Annotated in this window: 10 protein-coding genes and 2 pseudogenes; 1 reads left to right on the top strand and 11 read right to left on the bottom strand. The window is 70.9% G+C overall.

The window, feature by feature from the left end:
* From ACIHAR_RS10800 to ACIHAR_RS10760, 9 genes and pseudogenes are all read right to left on the bottom strand, one after another.
* Nucleotides 1-210 (bottom strand): annotated as a pseudogene (locus ACIHAR_RS10800) (IS982 family transposase); the annotation flags it as partial.
* Nucleotides 211-443: 233 nt separating this feature from the next.
* Nucleotides 444-1,757 (bottom strand): hypothetical protein, encoded by a 1,314-nt coding sequence (locus tag ACIHAR_RS10795; protein ID WP_400018591.1) that lies wholly within the window; start codon nucleotides 1,755-1,757, stop codon nucleotides 444-446.
* A 526-nt stretch (nucleotides 1,758-2,283) separates the two neighbouring features.
* Nucleotides 2,284-2,641 (bottom strand): annotated as a pseudogene (locus ACIHAR_RS10790) (RHS repeat protein); the annotation flags it as partial.
* A 35-nt stretch (nucleotides 2,642-2,676) separates the two neighbouring features.
* The gene (locus tag ACIHAR_RS10785) at nucleotides 2,677-4,563 is read right to left on the bottom strand and encodes a DNA/RNA helicase domain-containing protein (RefSeq protein ID WP_400018589.1); all 1,887 of its coding nucleotides are present in this window, start codon (nucleotides 4,561-4,563) and stop codon (nucleotides 2,677-2,679) included.
* 527 nt (nucleotides 4,564-5,090) lie between these two features.
* Nucleotides 5,091-7,007, bottom strand: coding sequence for a discoidin domain-containing protein (locus ACIHAR_RS10780; RefSeq protein ID WP_400018587.1), 1,917 nt, complete (start codon nucleotides 7,005-7,007; stop codon nucleotides 5,091-5,093).
* Between the two features lie 183 nt (nucleotides 7,008-7,190).
* Complete coding sequence (locus tag ACIHAR_RS10775; protein WP_400018585.1) at nucleotides 7,191-8,549, bottom strand: GH1 family beta-glucosidase; 1,359 nt, start codon at nucleotides 8,547-8,549, stop codon at nucleotides 7,191-7,193.
* A 155-nt stretch (nucleotides 8,550-8,704) separates the two neighbouring features.
* The gene (locus ACIHAR_RS10770; protein ID WP_365458547.1) at nucleotides 8,705-9,544 is read right to left on the bottom strand and encodes a carbohydrate ABC transporter permease; all 840 of its coding nucleotides are present in this window, start codon (nucleotides 9,542-9,544) and stop codon (nucleotides 8,705-8,707) included.
* A gap of 34 nt (nucleotides 9,545-9,578) precedes the next feature.
* Nucleotides 9,579-10,568, bottom strand: a complete 990-nt coding sequence (locus ACIHAR_RS10765) for a carbohydrate ABC transporter permease (protein ID WP_400018617.1) — start codon at nucleotides 10,566-10,568, stop codon at nucleotides 9,579-9,581.
* Nucleotides 10,569-10,573: 5 nt separating this feature from the next.
* A complete protein-coding gene (locus tag ACIHAR_RS10760; protein WP_400018583.1) occupies nucleotides 10,574-11,893 on the bottom strand; it encodes an ABC transporter substrate-binding protein in 1,320 nt (439 codons plus the stop codon).
* Nucleotides 11,894-12,094: 201 nt separating this feature from the next.
* On the opposite strand from ACIHAR_RS10760, the gene ACIHAR_RS10755 reads away from it, so the two are divergent.
* Entirely contained in the window at nucleotides 12,095-13,915 is a 1,821-nt protein-coding gene (locus tag ACIHAR_RS10755) for a coagulation factor 5/8 type domain-containing protein (RefSeq protein WP_400018581.1), read from the top strand.
* A gap of 225 nt (nucleotides 13,916-14,140) precedes the next feature.
* Here the strand turns inward: ACIHAR_RS10755 and ACIHAR_RS10750 are convergent, their stop codons facing one another.
* Complete coding sequence (locus ACIHAR_RS10750) at nucleotides 14,141-15,052, bottom strand: LLM class flavin-dependent oxidoreductase (protein ID WP_400018579.1); 912 nt, start codon at nucleotides 15,050-15,052, stop codon at nucleotides 14,141-14,143.
* Nucleotides 15,053-15,342: 290 nt separating this feature from the next.
* Complete coding sequence (locus ACIHAR_RS10745) at nucleotides 15,343-17,577, bottom strand: elongation factor G (RefSeq protein ID WP_400018577.1); 2,235 nt, start codon at nucleotides 17,575-17,577, stop codon at nucleotides 15,343-15,345.
* Between the last annotated feature and the right edge of the window lie 373 nt (nucleotides 17,578-17,950).

Raw genomic sequence — 17,950 nt, 5'->3', positions numbered from 1 at the left:
CAGATAGGGAAACAGGCCGTGCAGGTGGGCGTGGGCGAAGCGCAGCCAGCGGGCCTCGCAGTGGAAGCCCAGCATGGCCTGGGCCACGGCCAGGGCGACCAGTTCCGCGTCGGTCAGCCGGGGCGGCCGACCACGCCACCGCGAGGTCTTCAAGCGGTCGTCGATGTGCACGTACAGTGCGGTCAAGAGGGTGTCTAACTCGGTCGTCACAACCCGATGTTGGACACCCTCCCCGCGTCCGTGAACCCCGCATTCGGAACTACTCGTCTAGTGCCCGGCGGGCGACGTCTGCCCGTACCACGCGCCCCGGCGCCGGAATCCGCCCCCGCCCACCCACGAGACCGCAAGACCCGTTCCCACCATGCGGAAGAGAGCGACCACCGCGTTCGGGTTCTTCCGCAACCCTCGCACCGCTCACCGAGTGAGTGCGGGCGCGCCTGCGCCTACGCGGCCAGCGCGGGGAACACGACCACCGAGCCGTCCTTGTCGCGGGCGATCTCGATCGCCACGTCCGTCGTACGGCTGTCGGCCATGACGCCGTCGCCCAGCTTGTGGATCCGGTTCGCCGTGCGCATGAGGCGATCGACTTCACTGGTCGTGAAGACAGGCCGCAGACCTTGCGGGCGTGCCAGCTCCAGCGCCGACAGGCGTTGCAGGACACCGGCGATGCCTGACTCCAGTTTGTCGAGGCGCTGCTGGTCGACCTTGAGTGCGCGGACGAAGTTGTCGAACAGGTTGCCGGGGTCGCTCTGCGCATGCTCGACGGCCTGCAGCACGTTGACCCGCCGCTTCAGCGCAATGGCCAGGGCCGCGAGTTCCAGGTGGGCGTGGAACGTGCCGCCGTCCTCGTCGACGCCGGGGAACGACTTGGTCAACGTGCCGATCTCGACGGCCTTGCCGTCGGGCAGCTTGTCGAGTGCGTTCTGCCACCGGGCGAGGCGGCGGTCGGCGGCGCCCAGCACCGTGTTGATGGCGTGCACTGCCGAGTCCAGTCCCAGCGAGACACCGAGCTTGCCCTGGTCGAGCAGAACGGCGGTGGCTTTGGCGATGGCATCGCGGCAGCCGTCGAGTTCGCTGTACTCCTTCTCCAGCTCCTGTTCCTGCAGTTGCTCCAGCAGTTCCGTGATGTGCTCGATGGCCTGCTGGCGCTTGGAGTCGGCGTTCGCGCTCACCCCCACCGCCACGGCCATGAGCACGAGCGGCGCGGCCACGGTGAGCGCCGCGCTCCCGGCGGCCGCGACGCCGGCTGTCGCACCGGCTCCGCCGACCGCGCCCGCCGCTGCCGCTTTACCGACCGGCTCGAACGTCGCGCCGGCGGCGATGCGGCCCGTCGTCGAGCTCACGAGTGCACTGCGGATGCCACCGGCAGATCCCTTCGCCGCCATCGGGCGAACGATGCCCTGACCGAGCTGGGCGGCGACCTTCGCCGGAACCACCATGCGATACAGGCCTTCGCCGGCAGCGGTCGCCGTGGCGGCCGCAGAGGAACCTCGCGCCGATTGCGTGATGAGCTGCGACAGGTGCTGTGCCAGGGGACTCGCGGCATCGAGCGGGATACCGCGGCTGCGGTCGAGCTTGTCGGGCAGCGGATGTGCCTCGAGTGTGGCGATCGGCTGGTCGGCCAGGGCCGCCAGAACACCGCGCAGTTCGGCCAAGCGCTCAGCCGTCATCGGTTCGTCCCCGGCCAGTGCGGGCACCCGGACGTCACCGGTCGCCAGCGTCCACACCGGAACGGTCGCCTTGTGGTCGTCAGTCATCGTCTCCCCTTGTTCTCCGGCGACAGCCTACGGCTGACCGTCCGACAGGCCTCCCGTGCCGTTGGGGGAGGCGTCGACGCCTCGGTTCTCCGTCACCGGAGCCCTGCCGATTCCGCACCCTGCCGCACTCGACCCGCACCGTACCCCCGGCGCGTGGGTCATGACGCTTATCGTCACCAAGCGGGCGGAAGCACCGTCCGCTTCGCCGTGTGCCGGGGGGAGTTCCGGCTCGGGCCCCCTGGAGCGGGGATCACCCCGAGGCGAGGTTCGGGGTCACTTTCGTGACATCGGACGGCGCGTCGTCGTCACGGCGGGATTCGGTGCCCTCTGTGGTCGCGACGACACCGGCCGCGAGCATCACGTAGTTCCCCGCGCTGCGATGACCACGGAGGCTCCGCTCCTTTGCCGCAGCACGGCGCCGTGCTCGTTCACCCGCGTCAAGGGGCTCTCACCGCCCGGACCGATCGGGTCCGCCGTTCCCCTGCCGACGATGCCGACGCGAGCTTCACGGCAGTGCCCACTGCTCCTGTCCCCCCAGGTGGTAGAGGCCGGTGGGGTCCTGGTAGTTGCCGGCGAAGCGGTAGGGCTGGGCGACCGGTTCCGTCGAACGGGCCCAGGATGCGCACCGCGCGCGGGCTGTAGGCGTAGCTGTCGACCTTGTTGCCGTCCACGTCCACCAGACCGATCACGCTGCCGATGGCGTCGGTGAGGTAGTAGTTGCTCTTGCCCCCGGTCGTCATGGAGTTCAACGTGCCCCCGGGCTCGCGGTTGAAGCCCATGTCCACACCGGTGGTCGCCTTCGCGGACAGGCCGAGGGGGCCGTTGCGGAAGTAGGTGTCCCCGAGGCGAATGCGTTCGCTCTGGTCGGTGGAACCGTACTGTCCCGTACACAACGGGAGCGCGACTCGTATGCCCTCCGTCAGGCCGGTACGGCGTCCCGCACCACGCCACCCGCCAACTCCCTCAGCTTCTCCCGCGTCTCCGGGTCGGTCGAGTACACGACCGTGCCGACCATGCCGCGTGTCAGCAGCACCTTGTAGGTGTTGCGGATCAGGCGGTCCACATCGGCGTCGGTGGTGGACCGCTTGAAGACCGGGTCCTTGGACGCCGTGCGGTCCGTGACCCAGCGGTCGCCGCGCCAGAGCAGGTCCGGGCCGATGATGACGCCGGACCAGTCGTACTCGAAGCCCTGGGCGGTGTAGACGCAGCCGACCTGGCCGAAGCCGGCCGGGTCGGTGGCCCACAGGGCTGCCGGGGGCGCGCCGGAGACGGCGCGGTCGCCGCGCAGGTTCCAGGGTCGGGCCCAGTCGCCGATCACGACGTCGGGCGGCAGCGGGGCGCCCGGCTTGGGCTCCGGGGACCAGCGCCAGCAGTAGCCGGCGGACATGCGGGCGCCATAACCCTGAGCGCGGCGGGCCTCCAGGAACGCCTCCATCTCCTGGGGGCTGTCGGCTACTAGGAGTTGCATGCGGCCGTCGGGTTCCCAGATGACCGGTCCGCCCGCCTCCAGGCCGAGGAGACGGACCACCCAGCGCAGGTAGGCGTCGCTGCCACCGCAGCGGAACTGACTGTCCAGGGGGACGACGTGGCACGGGATGTCCCGCTTCGCCGCCGCCTCCTTTATGTCGGCGACGGTGCCCATCTCGCCGGGGCGCACGACTTGGTGCTCGTCGAGGAAGAAGACGGGCACGTAGGCAACGTCGATGAGTTCGTCGATCTGGGCCCTGCCGGTCCGGTGCTCGGCGCGGGTGTAGCGGTTGGCCGAGGTCTCCCGGATGCGGTGTGCCTCGTCGCAGATCAGGGCGCCCAGGCTGTTCTTCTCGGCGGTCATGAAGCTGTTGAAGTACTTGAACAGGTCCTGGACTTCCCGCTTGCGGGCCCCGGCGATCTTCCGCATCGTCTTGGTGAACGACTGCGAGCCGGTGGCGTGCAGTGCCGGAACCCCGCGCCGGTACAGCTCGCCGAGCAGTTGGAGCGCGATCACGCTCTTGCCTGTGCCGGGGCCGCCCGTGACGATGACGACTTCCTTGCGGTCGGCGTGCTTCGCCTTCTGCACCGCGTTGAGCACCATGCGGTAGGCGACCTGCTGCTCGTCGAGGAGCACGAACTGCGTGCGCTCCCGTACCTCTTCGGCTGCCACGGACATCAGCTGCTTCGACGGCACGGCGGCGCCCGCGCACAGTTCGTCCGCCGCTCCTGCACCCGGGTGCTTGTCGCTCAGCCTCGTACGGAGATGGTCGAGGAAGGCTCCGCGGCGTTCCCCTGTGAAGAGCAGTCCGTGGCCGTCACGTTCGATCTCGCGCAGACCGGTCACACCGAACTCGGTGGCGTTGTGCAGGAACGCCACCCCGTTGACCCGATGCCCGTGTTCCGCCACCGCGCCGTTGAAGTTGACGAGGTACTCGCAGTAGCGGCGCACCTGCTCGATCGGGTTGAGGACCGGGTGGGCGTAGGCGTCGACGTGGCAGAGGGTGGGGTCGTCCTCGTGGGGAAGAGCCTGACTCCACTGCTTGAGCTCCACCACGACGTACGACGGCTCGCCCGTGGCCGGGTGGACTCCGGCGAGGACGACGTCGGCGCGTTTGCTGTTCAGCGGGAGCGCGTACTCCAGCATGACCTCCACGTCGCCCAGGCCCGCGTCGGTGAGCGCGGCTGCCAGGACGGGGATACTCCGCTCCCAGGAGCGCACCTCCGAGGTGCCGGGCCGGTAGCCGTGCATGTGGACGAACTTGTCGGTGAGGTGCAGGAACAGCGAACCGTCGAGCGCCATGACGGCGACCGTTTTCGCGGACGCGCGGAACAGCAAGAACTTCCCCCGGGCAGCACGAAGAGACTCGTGCGGGTGGGGGCATGTCCTTCGAGACTCCACCGGAGCGGAGCGGAAGCCCGTCGGGCCGCGTTGACGATGCGTCGAGGGTACCTGGCGATACCGACAGCGGCACCAGGACCTTGGATACGGTGGGCTGAGCAGAGGTGACGGTGGCATCCGAACGGGGTCCGGCGCCCCTGCATCGCGTCCACCAAACGGCGTGCTTGCCTCTCGACGAACGATCGGAGGAGGACCGGTGGAAAGTCTCGGCCACCACGGCGGCGGTCGTCGCCCTCGTGATCCCTCGTACCGGTCCTGATCCGCTGACTTGACCGCCCCATCCGGAGAGCGCTGCTGGCGGAGTCCTGCATCGGGCCCCGACCGACAAGCCAGGACCAGGACCGGACCGTCCCCCGATCCGCGGGATCCTTCTGATCACGGCCTGCCGACGGGTGCGGTGGAGATGGGCAGTGGGGCGAGCCCTCCAGCGCGCACCCTCCAAACCGTCGTGTCGCTGCCCGCCACTACCCCTTCTGCTCCACCCGAACCCAATCCACCTCCGCCTGCACTCCCCCGCCCGCGATCCGGTCCACGCTCGACTGGGGCAGGCCCCAGTAGGGGCTGGTCACCTGGTTCCAGCCGGCCGGGTAGGCGCCGCCCAGGGCGAGGTTCAAGATCACGTACTGGTTGTGGCCGAAGACCCACTGCCCCCGCGTCGACTCCAGTTTGTTGCGGGTCGTCTCCTGGACCAGGCGCTCGTCGACGAAGAAGCGCATGCCGGTCGGTGTCCATTCGACCGCGTACGTGTGCCACTGGTCGGCCCGGCCGCCGTTCGGGTAGGTCTGGCGGGCGCCGATGTTGCCGTCCGCGGAGTAGCCGGGGCCGTGCAGGGCGGTGCTCGTCCAGTCGGCGTAGCCGATGTTCTCCATGATGTCGGTCTCGCCCGAGGCGGGCCAGGACACGGACGGGTTGTCGACGTCGCTGCCGAGCAGCCAGAAGGCCGGCCAGAAGCCGTCGCCGACCGGGAGCTTCATGCGGGCGCTGACGCGGCCGTAGGTGAAGTCGAACTTCGTGTGGGAGTCGATGCGGCCCGACGTGAAGTCGTAGGTGCCGCCGCCCGCCTGGGTGCAGCCCTTGCAGTACTTGGCCCGCAGGACCAGGTTTCCGTTCTCGGTGCGGATGTTGTCCGTGGAGTCGACGTACGCCTGTGCCTCGCCGTTGACCGATCCCATCTCCGTTCCGGTGCGCACGACACGCCACTTGGAGCGGTCGAGGGCCGAACTCGTGAAGTCGTCGAAGAACGTCGTGCGGTACGTGCCGGGCTGCTCGCCCGGGAGGGCCGGGTAGGCGGCGGAGGCGCTGCCGCCGGTGCCCCAGACCTGGAACTCGTAGAGGGAGTAGCCGAACTGGGCGGTGTGGGGCGCCGGGTTGTGGAAGGAGCGGCGCTCCTTGCCGACCACGCGGACGTAGCGGCCGGTGACCGGTTGCGGCAGTCTCACGCTGTCGTGCAGGCCGACCGCCTCGGCCGGCGACTTGACATTGGCGCGGCGGGCCGCGACCTCGGCGGCCGACGGCTGGTGGACGGTATGCCATGTACGGTTGTCGGTCGACACCTGCAGGAGATAGTCGACCGCATACGCCGCCTCCCAGTACAGGTCCACCGTGTCGATCGTCGACGGGGCGCCCAGGTCGACCGAGATCCAGCGGTCCGCGTTCCAGTCGCTCGACCAGCGGGTCGCGTCGTCCTTGAGGTTCGCCGGCCATCCGCCGTCGGTGACGAACGCCGGCGAGTTCCCGGCGTGCTGGTAGTAGTTCGAGTACGCCGGGTGGTTCAGGGCGAGGTTGGTGCGGGTCGTCGACGCGGGGGCCGGTTCACCGCCGTGGACCCGGAAGGACCACAGCGAGTAGCCGTACGGCGTGGCGCGTTCCAGGCCACGCAGGCGGAGGTAGCGGCCCGTCACCTCCTGCGGGTACGTGTGCGCGGTGACCGTTCCGCCGCTGCCGGCGGTCTCCGTGTAGAACGGCGTCCAGTCGGTGCCGTTCTTCGACGCCTCCAGGACGTAGCGCTTGCCGTAGGCGGCCTCCCAGTCCAGGACGACCCGGTCGACGCGGATGGTGGCGCCGAGGTCGACGCGGATCCAGGCGTCGTCGGCGAAGTTGCTGGACCAGCGGGTGGCGCCGTTGCCGTCGAAGGCGAGGCCGGGCGCCGTACCGGCGTTCTCGCTGCCGGAGGCGGTGACGGCGGCCGGGTTGACTACGTACGCGGCTGCCGCGCGGTCGGTGTCCCAGGCGGCGGCCTGGACGGCGGGCGCGGCCGTGGCCTGTGGGGTGAAGGCCGGGCCCGCGGACAGCAGGGCCAGGGCGGCGAGGGCGGTCAGCAGGGTGCGCGGAGTGCGGGATGCGCAGGAGGTGCGGGGAGTGCGGGATGCGTGGGGTGACATGCGGCTCTCCTCGGTGTGGATGACGGAAAGAGGGGGATCGCGTGGCTCGTTCGGATGGCGTGGCTCGTCGGAGCACACGCGGGCTGCATAGCGTGCTCATGACAGCCAGAATGGGGGGAGCGGTGGGCGCGGGATCCCGTGCCCGCGCCCACCGTGCCGTGCCCTGCCGTCGGCGGCCTCGCCTCAGGCCGCCTTCGCCACCCCCTCCCGGTGCCGGCGGATGATGTCCGCGTAGTGGCGCCCGGTGCCCTTGATCGTGCGGGTCTGGGTGCGGTAGTCGACGTGGACCAGGCCGAAGCGCTTGTCGTAGCCGTACGCCCACTCGAAGTTGTCCAGCAGCGACCAGGCGAAGTAGCCGGCCAGCGGGGCGCCCCTGCGGGCGGCGGAGGCGCAGGCGGCGAGGTGGCCGGTCAGGTAGGCCTGGCGCTCGGGGTCGTCGACGGTGCCGTCGGGGCGGACGATGTCCGGGTAGGCGGAGCCGTTCTCGGTGACGTACAGACGCCGGGCGCCGTACTCGTCGGTCAGGCGCATGAGCAGCGTCTCGATGCCGCTCGGGTCGACCTCCCAGTCCATGCCGGTGCGCGGGACGCCGGGGCGCCGTACGGCGCGGGCGTGCGGGGCGGGGCCGTCGGGGTCGTCGGCGACGGTCGCCGGGAAGTAGTAGTTCAGGCCCAGCCAGTCGAGCGGCGCGGCGATGGTCTCCAGGTCGCCCGGCTTCTCCGGGAGTTCGACGCCGTACACCTCGCGCATGTCGGCGGGGAAGCCGCGGCCGTGGACCGGGTCGAGCCACCAGCGGTTGGTGTGGCCGTCCATGCGGTGGGCGGCGGCCACGTCCTCGGGGCGGTCGGTCGCCGGGTGGACGGTGGAGAGGTTGTTGACGATGCCGACCTCGGCGCCGGGGGCCGCCGCGCGGACGGCCTGGGCGGCGAGGCCGTGGCCGAGGAGCAGGTGGTAGGAGGCCCGGACTGCGGCGGTCAGGTCCGTCCATCCCGGGGCCATCGTGCCTTCGAGGTGGCCGATCCACGCCGAGCAGAGCGGTTCGTTGAGGGTGGCCCAGTGGGTCACCCGGTCGCCCAGCCGTTCGGCGACGACCGACGCGTACGCGGCGAAGTGCTCGGCCGTGTCGCGTTCGGGCCAGCCGCCGCGGTCCTGGAGCTCCTGGGGCAGGTCCCAGTGGTAGAGGGTGACCGACGGGGTGATGCCCGCGGCCAGCAGGCCGTCGATCAGCTCGTCGTAGAAGGCGAGGCCCTTGGGGTTGGCCGGGCCGTCGCCGCCCGGCACCACGCGCGGCCAGGCGATCGACAGCCGGTAGGCGTTGGTGCCGAGCCGGCGCATCAGGTCGATGTCCTCGCGCCAGCGGTGGTAGTGGTCGCAGGCGATGTCGCCGTGATCGTCGCCGGCGATCTTCCCGGGGGTGTGCGAGAAGGTGTCCCAGATCGACGGCGAACGGCCGTCCTCCGCCACGGCTCCCTCGATCTGGTACGCCGAGGTGGCCGTGCCCCACAGGAAGTCCTGCGGGAGGGCGGTCAGGTCGATGGTCACAGAGGTCCTTTCGGGAACGGGCGAGTCGGTCGCTTCCCCGCTGTCGGTCGCTTCACCGCTGTCGGTTGCTTCACCGACAGCGGTCGCTCTACCGACATCGGTCGCTTCACGGCTGTCGGTGACTTCACGGCTGTCGGTCGCTTCACCGCTGTCGGTCACTTCACCGCTCCGGCCGTCAGCCCGGTGACGAGGTAGCGCTGAAGGAGGAGGAAGCCGGCCACCACGGGCACGCTGACGACCAGCGAGGCGGCCATGATCTGGTTCCAGTACACGTCGTTGAGGGTGGAGTAGCCCTGGAGGCCGACGGCGAGTGTGCGGGTGGTGTCGTTGGTCATGACGGACGCGAACAGCACCTCGCCCCAGGCCGTCATGAAGGCGTAGACGGCGACCGCGACGATGCCGGGGATCGCCGCCGGTACGACGACCCGGAACAGCGCGCCGAGCGGGCCGCAGCCGTCGACCAGCGCCGCCTCGTCCAGGTCGCGCGGCACCGAGTCGAAGTAGCCGATCAGCATCCAGATGGAGAAGGGGAGGGAGAAGGTCAGGTACGTCAGGATCAGTCCGCCGCGCGAGCCGAACAGGGCGATGCCGGTGGCGTTGCCGATGTTCACGTAGAGCAGGAACAGCGGGAGGAGGAAGAGGATGCCGGGGAACATCTGCGTGGACAGCACGGTGACGGTGAAGACGCGCTTGCCCCGGAAGTCGTACCGGCTGACGGCGTAGGCGCTGAAGACGGCGATCACCACCGAGCAGACGGTCGCCGCGCCCGCCACGATCAGCGAGTTCACGAAGTACTTCGCGAGCGGGACGGTCGACCAGATGTCGATGTACGGGCGGATCGTCAGCCCGCTCGGCAGCCAGCGGAACTGCCCCGACACGTCCGCGAGGGGCTTCAGCGAGCTGGAGACCATCACGTACACCGGCACCAGGACGAAGCCGGCGAGCAGGGTGAGGAAGATCCGGCGTGTCCACAGGAACGAACGCGGTGGCGCCATCGGCGAGGCGGGCGCCGGGGACGCCGTCGAGGGGTTACGCATCGGAGGTCCTCCGTCCGCGCGAGGTGACCGCGAGGTAGACGCCGGTCACGGCCAGCAGGAAGAGCAGCAGCAGGACGGACATCGCGGATCCGGCGCCGAAGTTCCAGGTGACGAAGGACGCCTGGTAGATGTGGACCGAGATGAGGTCCGCGGCCTCCGGCGCGCCCTTGCCGAACAGGACGTACGGGGTGTTGAAGTCGTTGAACGTCCAGAGGAACAGCACCAGGACGAGCACCTGGTTGACGGGGCTGAGGGACGGCAGGGTGATGCGGCGGATCTGCTGCCACATGCCGGCGCCGTCCAGGGCGGCCGCCTCGTACAGCTCACGGGGGATGTTCTGCAGGCCGGCCATGACGATGAGGAAGGCGAACGGCCAGCCCTTCCACACCGACACGGTCAGCAGGGCGTAGAAGCTGTTGTCGCCGATCAGCCAGAAGGACGGCTTGTCGGTGAGGTGCAGCTGGTCGTGCAGGACGTGGTTCACCAGGCCGTTGTCGTGCTGGAACATGAACACCCAGGTGATGACGGCCGCGTACACCGGCAGGGCGTACGGGACGAGGAACAGCGCCCGCAGCAGGCCGCGGCCGCGAAAGGTGTCCTGCATGCAGATGGCGGCCGCCGTGCCGATCAGCCAGCACAGGCCCACCGAGAGCAGGGTGAAGGCGACCGTGACGAGGAAGGAGTGCAGCAGGGCTTCCCCGACCGGGGCGTTGAAGTCGACCGACAGCGCGTAGTTGTCGAGTCCGGCCCAGGGGGCCGTGCCCCAGTCGCGGATGTAGAACTGGGTGAGTTCCTTGAAGCTCATCACGACGCCGATGACCATCGGCACCAGGTGGACGAGGAGTTCGAGGAGCAGGGCGGGCAGGAGGAGCAGGTAGGGCAGTCCGATGCGGCGGATCCGCCCGGGGCGGCGGCGGGGGCCGCCCGCCGCCCCGGGGGTGTCCTTGCGCACGGTGGCCTCTGCGGAGACCGTGGTCGTCATCGTGCTCACTTCGCCGGCATCTGCTGCTGGGCCTTCTCCAGGCGGGCCTTCACCGACTCTTCGGTCACCGGGCGCCCGGCGGCCGCGTCGGCGAACAGTTCCTTGACGGCCGTACCGACCGCCGTCTCGAACTGCGACTCGTCGGCGACCTGCGGCAGTGCGGCGGCGCTCTTGGCGAGGGTGTCCTTCAGGACGGCGTTGGCGGGGGTGGCGAACGCGGCGTCGGACTGGGCGGAGGCGACCGGCGGGATCGTGCTGTAGGCCTTGTTGAGGATCTTCTGCTCCTCGTCGCTGGTCATGAACTTCACGAACTCCGTGGCGCCGTCGAGGTTGTCGGTGTTCTTGAAGACGGCCAGGTTGATGCCGGCGACCATCGAGTTGACCTGCGTTCCCGGGCCGGGGGTTCCGGACTGCACGGGCACGGGGGCGATGCCGTACTGGTCCTCGCTCATGCCCTGGGACTTGAGGTTGGCGGAGGCGGACTGCCACAGCAGCATCGCCGTCTTCCCCTTGGCGAAGTCGCTGACGGACTGGTTCTGCGCGTACTCGGCGTTGCCCTGCGGGATCACCTTGTCCTTCGCCATCAGGTCGACGTACTGCTTGACCGCGGTGACCGCGCCGTCGGAGGTGAAGTCGGGCTTGCCGTCGGCGGTGAAGAAGTCGGCGCCGTGCTGCTCGGCGAAGACGAAGGCGTGGTGGACGTTCTCCGAGACGTTCGCGCCCTCCGCGCCCAGGACCTGCTTGCCCTTCGCCTGGATCTTCTTGCCGTCGGCGACCAACTGGGCCCATGTGGCGGGCGGTTGCGCGATGCCGGCGTCGGCGAAGATCTGCTTGTTGTAGTACAGCGCGTACGCCATCGAGTACAGCGGCACCGCGGCGGGGTCCTGGCCCGGCGCGCCCGTCGAGCCGAGCGCGGACTCCACGAATCGGTCCTTCCCGCCGATCTTGGCGAAGTTCGCCTCGTCCCAGGGCAGCAGCGCGCCGGTGGCCTGGAGGGAGGCCGACCAGGTGTTGCCGATGTTGAGGACGTCGGGGCCCTGACCGGAGGTGGTCGCGGTGAGGATCCGGTTGAGCAGGTCCGACCAGGGGACGACCTCCAGTTTCACCTCGATCCCGGTCTGCTTCTCGAACTTGTCGAGCTCCGGCTGGAGGACCTTCTTGTCGATCTCGATGCTGGCGCCCTGGTTGGAGGCCCAGTACGTCAGCGTCTTCGGCGAGTCGTTCGACCCGCCGCCGTCGGTCGAGGAACCCCCGCCGCAGGCCGTCGCGGCCAGGGCGAGTGACATCACGACGGCTCCTGCGGCCGCGGCTCGGATGGTGCGCATGGGTCGGCTCCAGGTGTCCTCAGGGCTTAATTTAGGACGTGAGTTAAACCTCGGAAGCGTGCGACGTCAAGGGTTTCGACGAGCATCGCCCAACTCCGCCACGCCTCTTGACGCGCCAGTTCGGGTAGTTGAAGCATTCAGCGGCGAGAGAGCGCTCCCAGCCCCACGACCGTTCACTTTCTGAACCAGGAGAGCCGCCCCATGCCCCAGACCTCCCCGGACTCGCCCTCCGTGCGTCGCAGAGCCGTTCTCGCGGCGGCCGCGGCCGCCCCACTCGCCGCCGGGCTGAGCGCCTCCCCGGCCGGCGCCGCACCCGCCCCTGCTCCCCCGGCCGGACCGGACGCCCGCCGCCCGTCCCCCCGGCGGCCCCGCGCCCTGCCGGGCGGCGGAGACCTCGGCCCGAACGTCCTCGTCTTCGACCCGTCGACCCCGGACATCCAGGCCAGGGTGGACGCGGTCTTCCGCGAGCAGGAGTCGGCCCAGTTCGGCGCCGGCCGCTACGCGCTCCTGTTCAAGCCCGGCGCCTACCACGGCCTCAACGTCCAGCTCGGCTTCTACACCTCGGTCGCGGGCCTCGGCCTCTCCCCCGACGACACCACCATCAACGGCGACGTGACCGTCGACGCCGGCTGGTTCAACGGCAACGCCACCCAGAACTTCTGGCGGTCGGCGGAGAACCTCGCCCTCGTCCCCGCGAACGGCACCAACCGGTGGGCGGTCGCGCAGGCGGCCCCCTTCCGCCGGATGCACGTCCGCGGCGGCCTCGACCTCGCGCCCAGCGGCTACGGCTGGGCCAGCGGCGGATACATCGCCGACAGCCGCATCGACGGCCAGGTCGGCCCGTACTCGCAGCAGCAGTGGTACACCCGCGACAGCGCGATCGGCGGCTGGCTCAACGGCGTGTGGAACATGGTCTTCTCGGGCGTCGAGGGCGCCCCCGCCCAGAGCTTCCCCGACCCGCCGTACACCACGCTCACCACGACCCCCGTCTCACGGGAGAAGCCGTTCCTGTACCTCAGCGGCGGCGAGTACCGCGTCTTCCTGCCCGAGAAGCGGACCGACGCACGCGGTGTCACCTGGGGCAACGGCACCCCGCGCGGCACCTCCCTGCCCCTGTCGCGCTTCTACGTCGCCCGCCCCGGCATCGCGGCGGCCACCCTCAACCAGGCCCTCGCCCAGGGACTCCACCTGCTGCTGACGCCGGGCGTCTACCACCTGGAGCGGCCGCTCCGGGTGGACCGGGCCAACACCGTCGTCCTCGGCCTCGGATACGCCACCCTGATCCCCGACAACGGCGTCACCGCGCTGAAGGTCGCCGACGTCGACGGCGTCCGCCTCGCCGGCTTCCTCGTCGACGCCGGGCCGGTCAACTCCGCGACGCTGGTGGAGGTCGGGCCGCGCGGCGCGCGGCGCGACCACTCCGCCAACCCGACCACCGTCCAGGACGTGTTCATCCGCATCGGCGGGGCCGGCCCCGGCAAGGCCACGACCAGCCTGGTGATCAACAACCGCCACACGATCGTCGACCACACCTGGGTCTGGCGCGCCGACCACGGCGACGGAGTCGGCTGGGAGACCAACCGCGCCGACTACGGCGTCGTCGTCAACGGCCACGACGTCCTCGCCACCGGCCTGTTCGTCGAGCACTTCAACAAGTACGACGTGCAGTGGTACGGCCAGCGCGGCCGCACGATCTTCTTCCAGAACGAGAAGGCCTACGACGCCCCGAACCAGGCCGCCGTCCAGAACGGCGCGCTCAGGGGCTACGCCGCCTACAAGGTCGGGGACAAGGTCACCGCGCACGAGGGCTGGGGCCTGGGCAGCTACTGCTACTACAACGTCGACCCGACCATCGTCCAGCACCACGGCTTCGCCGCCCCGAACACACCGGGCGTGCGGTTCCACGGCCTCCTGGTGGTCTCCCTCGGCGGCAACGGCCAGTACGCCCACGTCATCAACGACATCGGGGCGCCGACCTCGGGGACGTCCACGATTCCGTCGACGGTGGTGTCGTACCCGTGACACCGGGCGGACGGGAGGTCGGTCGACGTCCGGATCGGCGACGTCCGGATCGGCTGACGTCCGGATCGGCTGGCTCCCTGGTCGGTTGACTTCCGGGTCGGACGACTTGCGGGTCGGACGACTTCCCGGTGGTTGACTTGCGGGTCCGTCGACTTTCGGGTGGGTCGAAAGTCCACGTCGGTGGCCGTCCAGGTCGGTGGCCGTCGAGGGCGGTTCGACGTCACGTCAGGTACGGGCGGCGAGCACCGCCTCCCGTACCGCGGGCGCGATCTCCTCCGCCCAGCGGCCGAGCGTGACCTCCGCGGGCGTGTCGTCGGTGCGGAAGTGGACGAAGCCGGCCGCGCCGAACTCCAGGACGGCGCCGGTGAGTTCCTCGACCCACTGCGCCACCGAACCGCCCCGCCAGCGGCCCTCCCGGTCGCGCGGGGCGGCCAGCGGGGCGTCCGTGATGACGCCGGGCAGGTTGAAGACGGTGGCGACGTCACGGGGGTCGCGGCCCGCGCCCACCGCGGCCTCGTCGATCAGGGGACGGGACTCCCGGTACCGCGGGCTGAGCCAGTCCGCCGCATGGCCGGGGATCCAGCCGTCGGCCACCCGGCCGGTCACCTCGAGGGACCTGGGGCCGACGGAGCCGGTCCACACCGGCGGGGCCTCGACCGGCGCCGGCTCCAGGTCCCGCACCTCGTAGAACTCCCCCTCGAAGGTGACCGCCCCACCCCCTCCGCACAGCAGGCGGACCAAGGTGATCGCCTCCTCGAGCGCGCGGACGGCCGCGCCCGGTCCGAGGCGCGGGACGCCGAGGCGGGCGATGTCGTCCCACAGCCCGCCCGCGCCCATGCCCAGCACCAGGCGCCCACCCGTCAGGGCGGACAGCGAGGTGACCGTGCGCGCCAGCATCGGCGCCGGGCGGCTGGGCAGGTTGGTGACGCTCACCAGGCCCGAGACGCGCCCGGTCCGGCCGAGGACGACACCGAGCTGGGCGTACGCGTCGAGCCGGGCGGCGTAGTAGGGGTGGTCAGAGACGGTGATCAGGTCCAGGCCCTGACGGTCGGCCCGGACGGCGAGGCGCAGGCTCTCCTCCACCTCGCCGAGCGCGGTGCTCACGCCGGTCCCGAACAGCGGCTGGTGCGGTGGCATGGCGGGAACCGCCCTTTCCCCGTCGACGGAGGCGTCCTGACCGGGACGCCCATTCGGTTCGCACCACGAACAGTATTTGTGCGTGGTGCGAACCGACAATGCGACGCAGGGCCTACGCCCCGCTCCCGTCGGCGCACGGACTCGGGACCTACGACCCGGCGGGCGCCGGCGTCGCGGGAGCCTCGTCCGAGCACGGTCGACCGTGCTCGGACGAGGGAGTCACCCCTGCCCGCACGGCCGCCCGCGCCCGAGTTCGGGAGCTACGACCCCGCGGGCGCCCGCGTGCGGACCTACGGTGTCGCCGCCACCGCGGGCGCCGGGGCGTACCCCGTGGGCCGGGCGGTGAACGTGCCACGGCCCTGCGTGCGGCTGCGCAACCGGGTCGCGTAGCCGAACAGCTCCGCCAACGGCACCGTCGCCGTCACCACCGCCGCGCCGCCGCGCACCTGGGAGCCGGTGACCCGGCCGCGCCGGGCCGCCAGGTCGCCGAGGACCCCGCCGACGGCGTCCTCGGACACGGTGACCGTGACCTCGACGACCGGCTCCAGCAGGACCATCGCGCAGCCGCGCAGGGCCTCCCGGAGGCCGAGCCGGCCCGCCGTACGGAAGGCCATCTCGGAGGAGTCCTTCACGTGGGTCGCGCCGTCGGTCAGGGTGACGCGCAGCCCGGTGACCGCGTGCCCGCCCAGGGGGCCCTCGGCGAGGGCGTCCCGGCAACCGGCCTCGACGGCACGGACGTACTCCTGCGGAACCCGGCCACCGACGACGGTGGACCGGAAGTCGAACCCGTCCTCCAGCGGCTCCACATCCAGCACGACGTGCGCGAACTGCCCCGCACCGCCGTCCTGTTTGACGTGCCGGAAGACCAGTCCGGTCACCCCGCGCGCGACCGACTCGCGGTAGGTGACGCGCGGCCGCCCGACGTTGACCTCCAGCCCGAGGGCACGGCGGATCTTCTCCACCGCCACCTCCAGATGGAGTTCACCCATGCCCGACAGCACCGTCTGGCCGGTCTCCGGATCGGTCCGGACGGTCAGCGACGGGTCCTCCTCGGCCAGCCGGGCCAGCGCGGAGACCAGCCGCTCGGCGTCGGCGCTCCGGCGCGGCTCGACCGCCACGGAGACGACCGGGTCGGCGACACCCGGCGGTTCGAGGACGATCGGGGCGTCGGGCGCGCACAGGGTCGAGCCCGCACGGGCCGACTTCAGCCCCACCACGGCGACGATGTCCCCGGCGACCGCGCGCTCCAACTGGGCGTGCCGGTCGGCCTGGACCCGCAGGATGCGGCCGATCCGCTCGGTGCGCCCGGCGGTCGAGTCCCACACCGCGTCTCCCTTCTCGATCGTTCCGGAGTACACCCGCAGGTAGGTCAGCCGGCCGGTGGGGGTGGCGTTGACCTTGAAGGCGAGGGCGGCGAAGGGTGCGGTGGGGTCGGCGGGGCGTTCCTCGTCGACACCGTGCGGCATACCGTCGACCGGGGGCTCTCCGTCGACACCATGCCGCATACCGTCGACCGGGGGCTCTCCGTCGACACCATGCCGCATACCGTCGACGGGTGGCTCCTCGTCGACACGATGCCGCATACCGCCGACCGCCTGCAGACCGTCGACCCTGCGCATACCGTCGACCGCACGCAGACCGCCGACCGCACGCACACCGGATACCGCCGACACGTCGACAGGCGACGGCAGCCAGTCGACCACCGCGTCGAGCAGTGGTTCGATCCCCCGGTTGCGGTAGGCCGAACCGCACAGCACGACCACACCGTCGCCGCTGCGCGTCAGGTCGCGCAGGGCGGTGGTGAGGGTCCCGGCGGACAGCGTCTCGCGGTCGCAGAACTCCTCCAGGGCGGCCGGGTGGCGCTCCGCCACGGCCTCCTCCAGCAGCCGGCGCCGCCGCAGCGCCTCCTCCCGCAGGTCCTCCGGCAGGGACCCGTCGACGGCCGTCTCGCCGCCGTCGTCCCAGGTCAGTGCGCGCATCCTCAGCAGATCGACGACGCCGGTGAAGGCGGCCTCCGCGCCGATCGGCAGCTGGACGACCAGCGGGGCCGGGTGGAGCCGTGCACGGATCGACTCCACGGCCGCGTCGAGGTCGGCGCCCGTCCGGTCCATCTTGTTGACGAACGCGATCCTCGGTACGCCGTGCCGGTCGGCCATCCGCCACACCGCCTCGCTCTGCGGTTCCACGCCCGCGACGGCGTCGAAGACGGCGATCGCCCCGTCGAGGACCCGCAGCGAGCGCTCCACCTCGTCGGCGAAGTCGACGTGCCCGGGGGTGTCGATCAGGTTGACGCGGTGGTCTTTCCAGGCGCAACTGACGGCGGCGGCGAAGATGGTGATGCCGCGGTCGCGTTCCTGGGGGTCGAAGTCGGTGACGGTGGTCCCGTCGTGGACCTCGCCGCGCTTGTGCGTGGTCCCGGTGGCGTAGAGGATCCGCTCCGTGACGGTGGTCTTGCCCGCGTCGACGTGGGCGAGGATGCCCAGGTTGCGTACGGCGGCGATTCGACGGTCGAGGTTGTTGCGCACGGCCCTTGGCCTTTCGGGGTGTTTCCGGAAACGGGCAGCGCGATTTCCGACGAGTGGTGACCGTGACACCACGGGCAGAGCCCCACGCGACCGCGGGGAACCCGTGGTCGCGAGCGGGGCGCTGTCGGTGGGCTGAGGGCTGAGGGCTCGTCAGGCCATCCGGTACCGGCCGCGCAGCGGGCACCGGACGGACCGGGACACGAGGATCACCTCGTAGCGGGAACGGGGAGCGGCGGCAGCGGTGCGGTCACGCATGGCGGGCTCCCCTCGTTCGTCGCGGTGATGCGCTGGCCCCGTCTCGTGGGCGGCGCAGGTCGTGCCGTGAGTGTAGGGAGGAACGGGCGGGCGCCGCGCGGGATTTTCCGTGCGCGCC

Origin of the sequence: Streptomyces sp. NPDC052016 (genome assembly GCF_044548445.1) — a bacterium.
Lineage (GTDB): Bacteria > Actinomycetota > Actinomycetes > Streptomycetales > Streptomycetaceae > Streptomyces.
The sequence above is the reverse complement of the archived record's forward strand: the minus strand, read 5'-3'. Positions and strand labels throughout refer to the sequence as shown.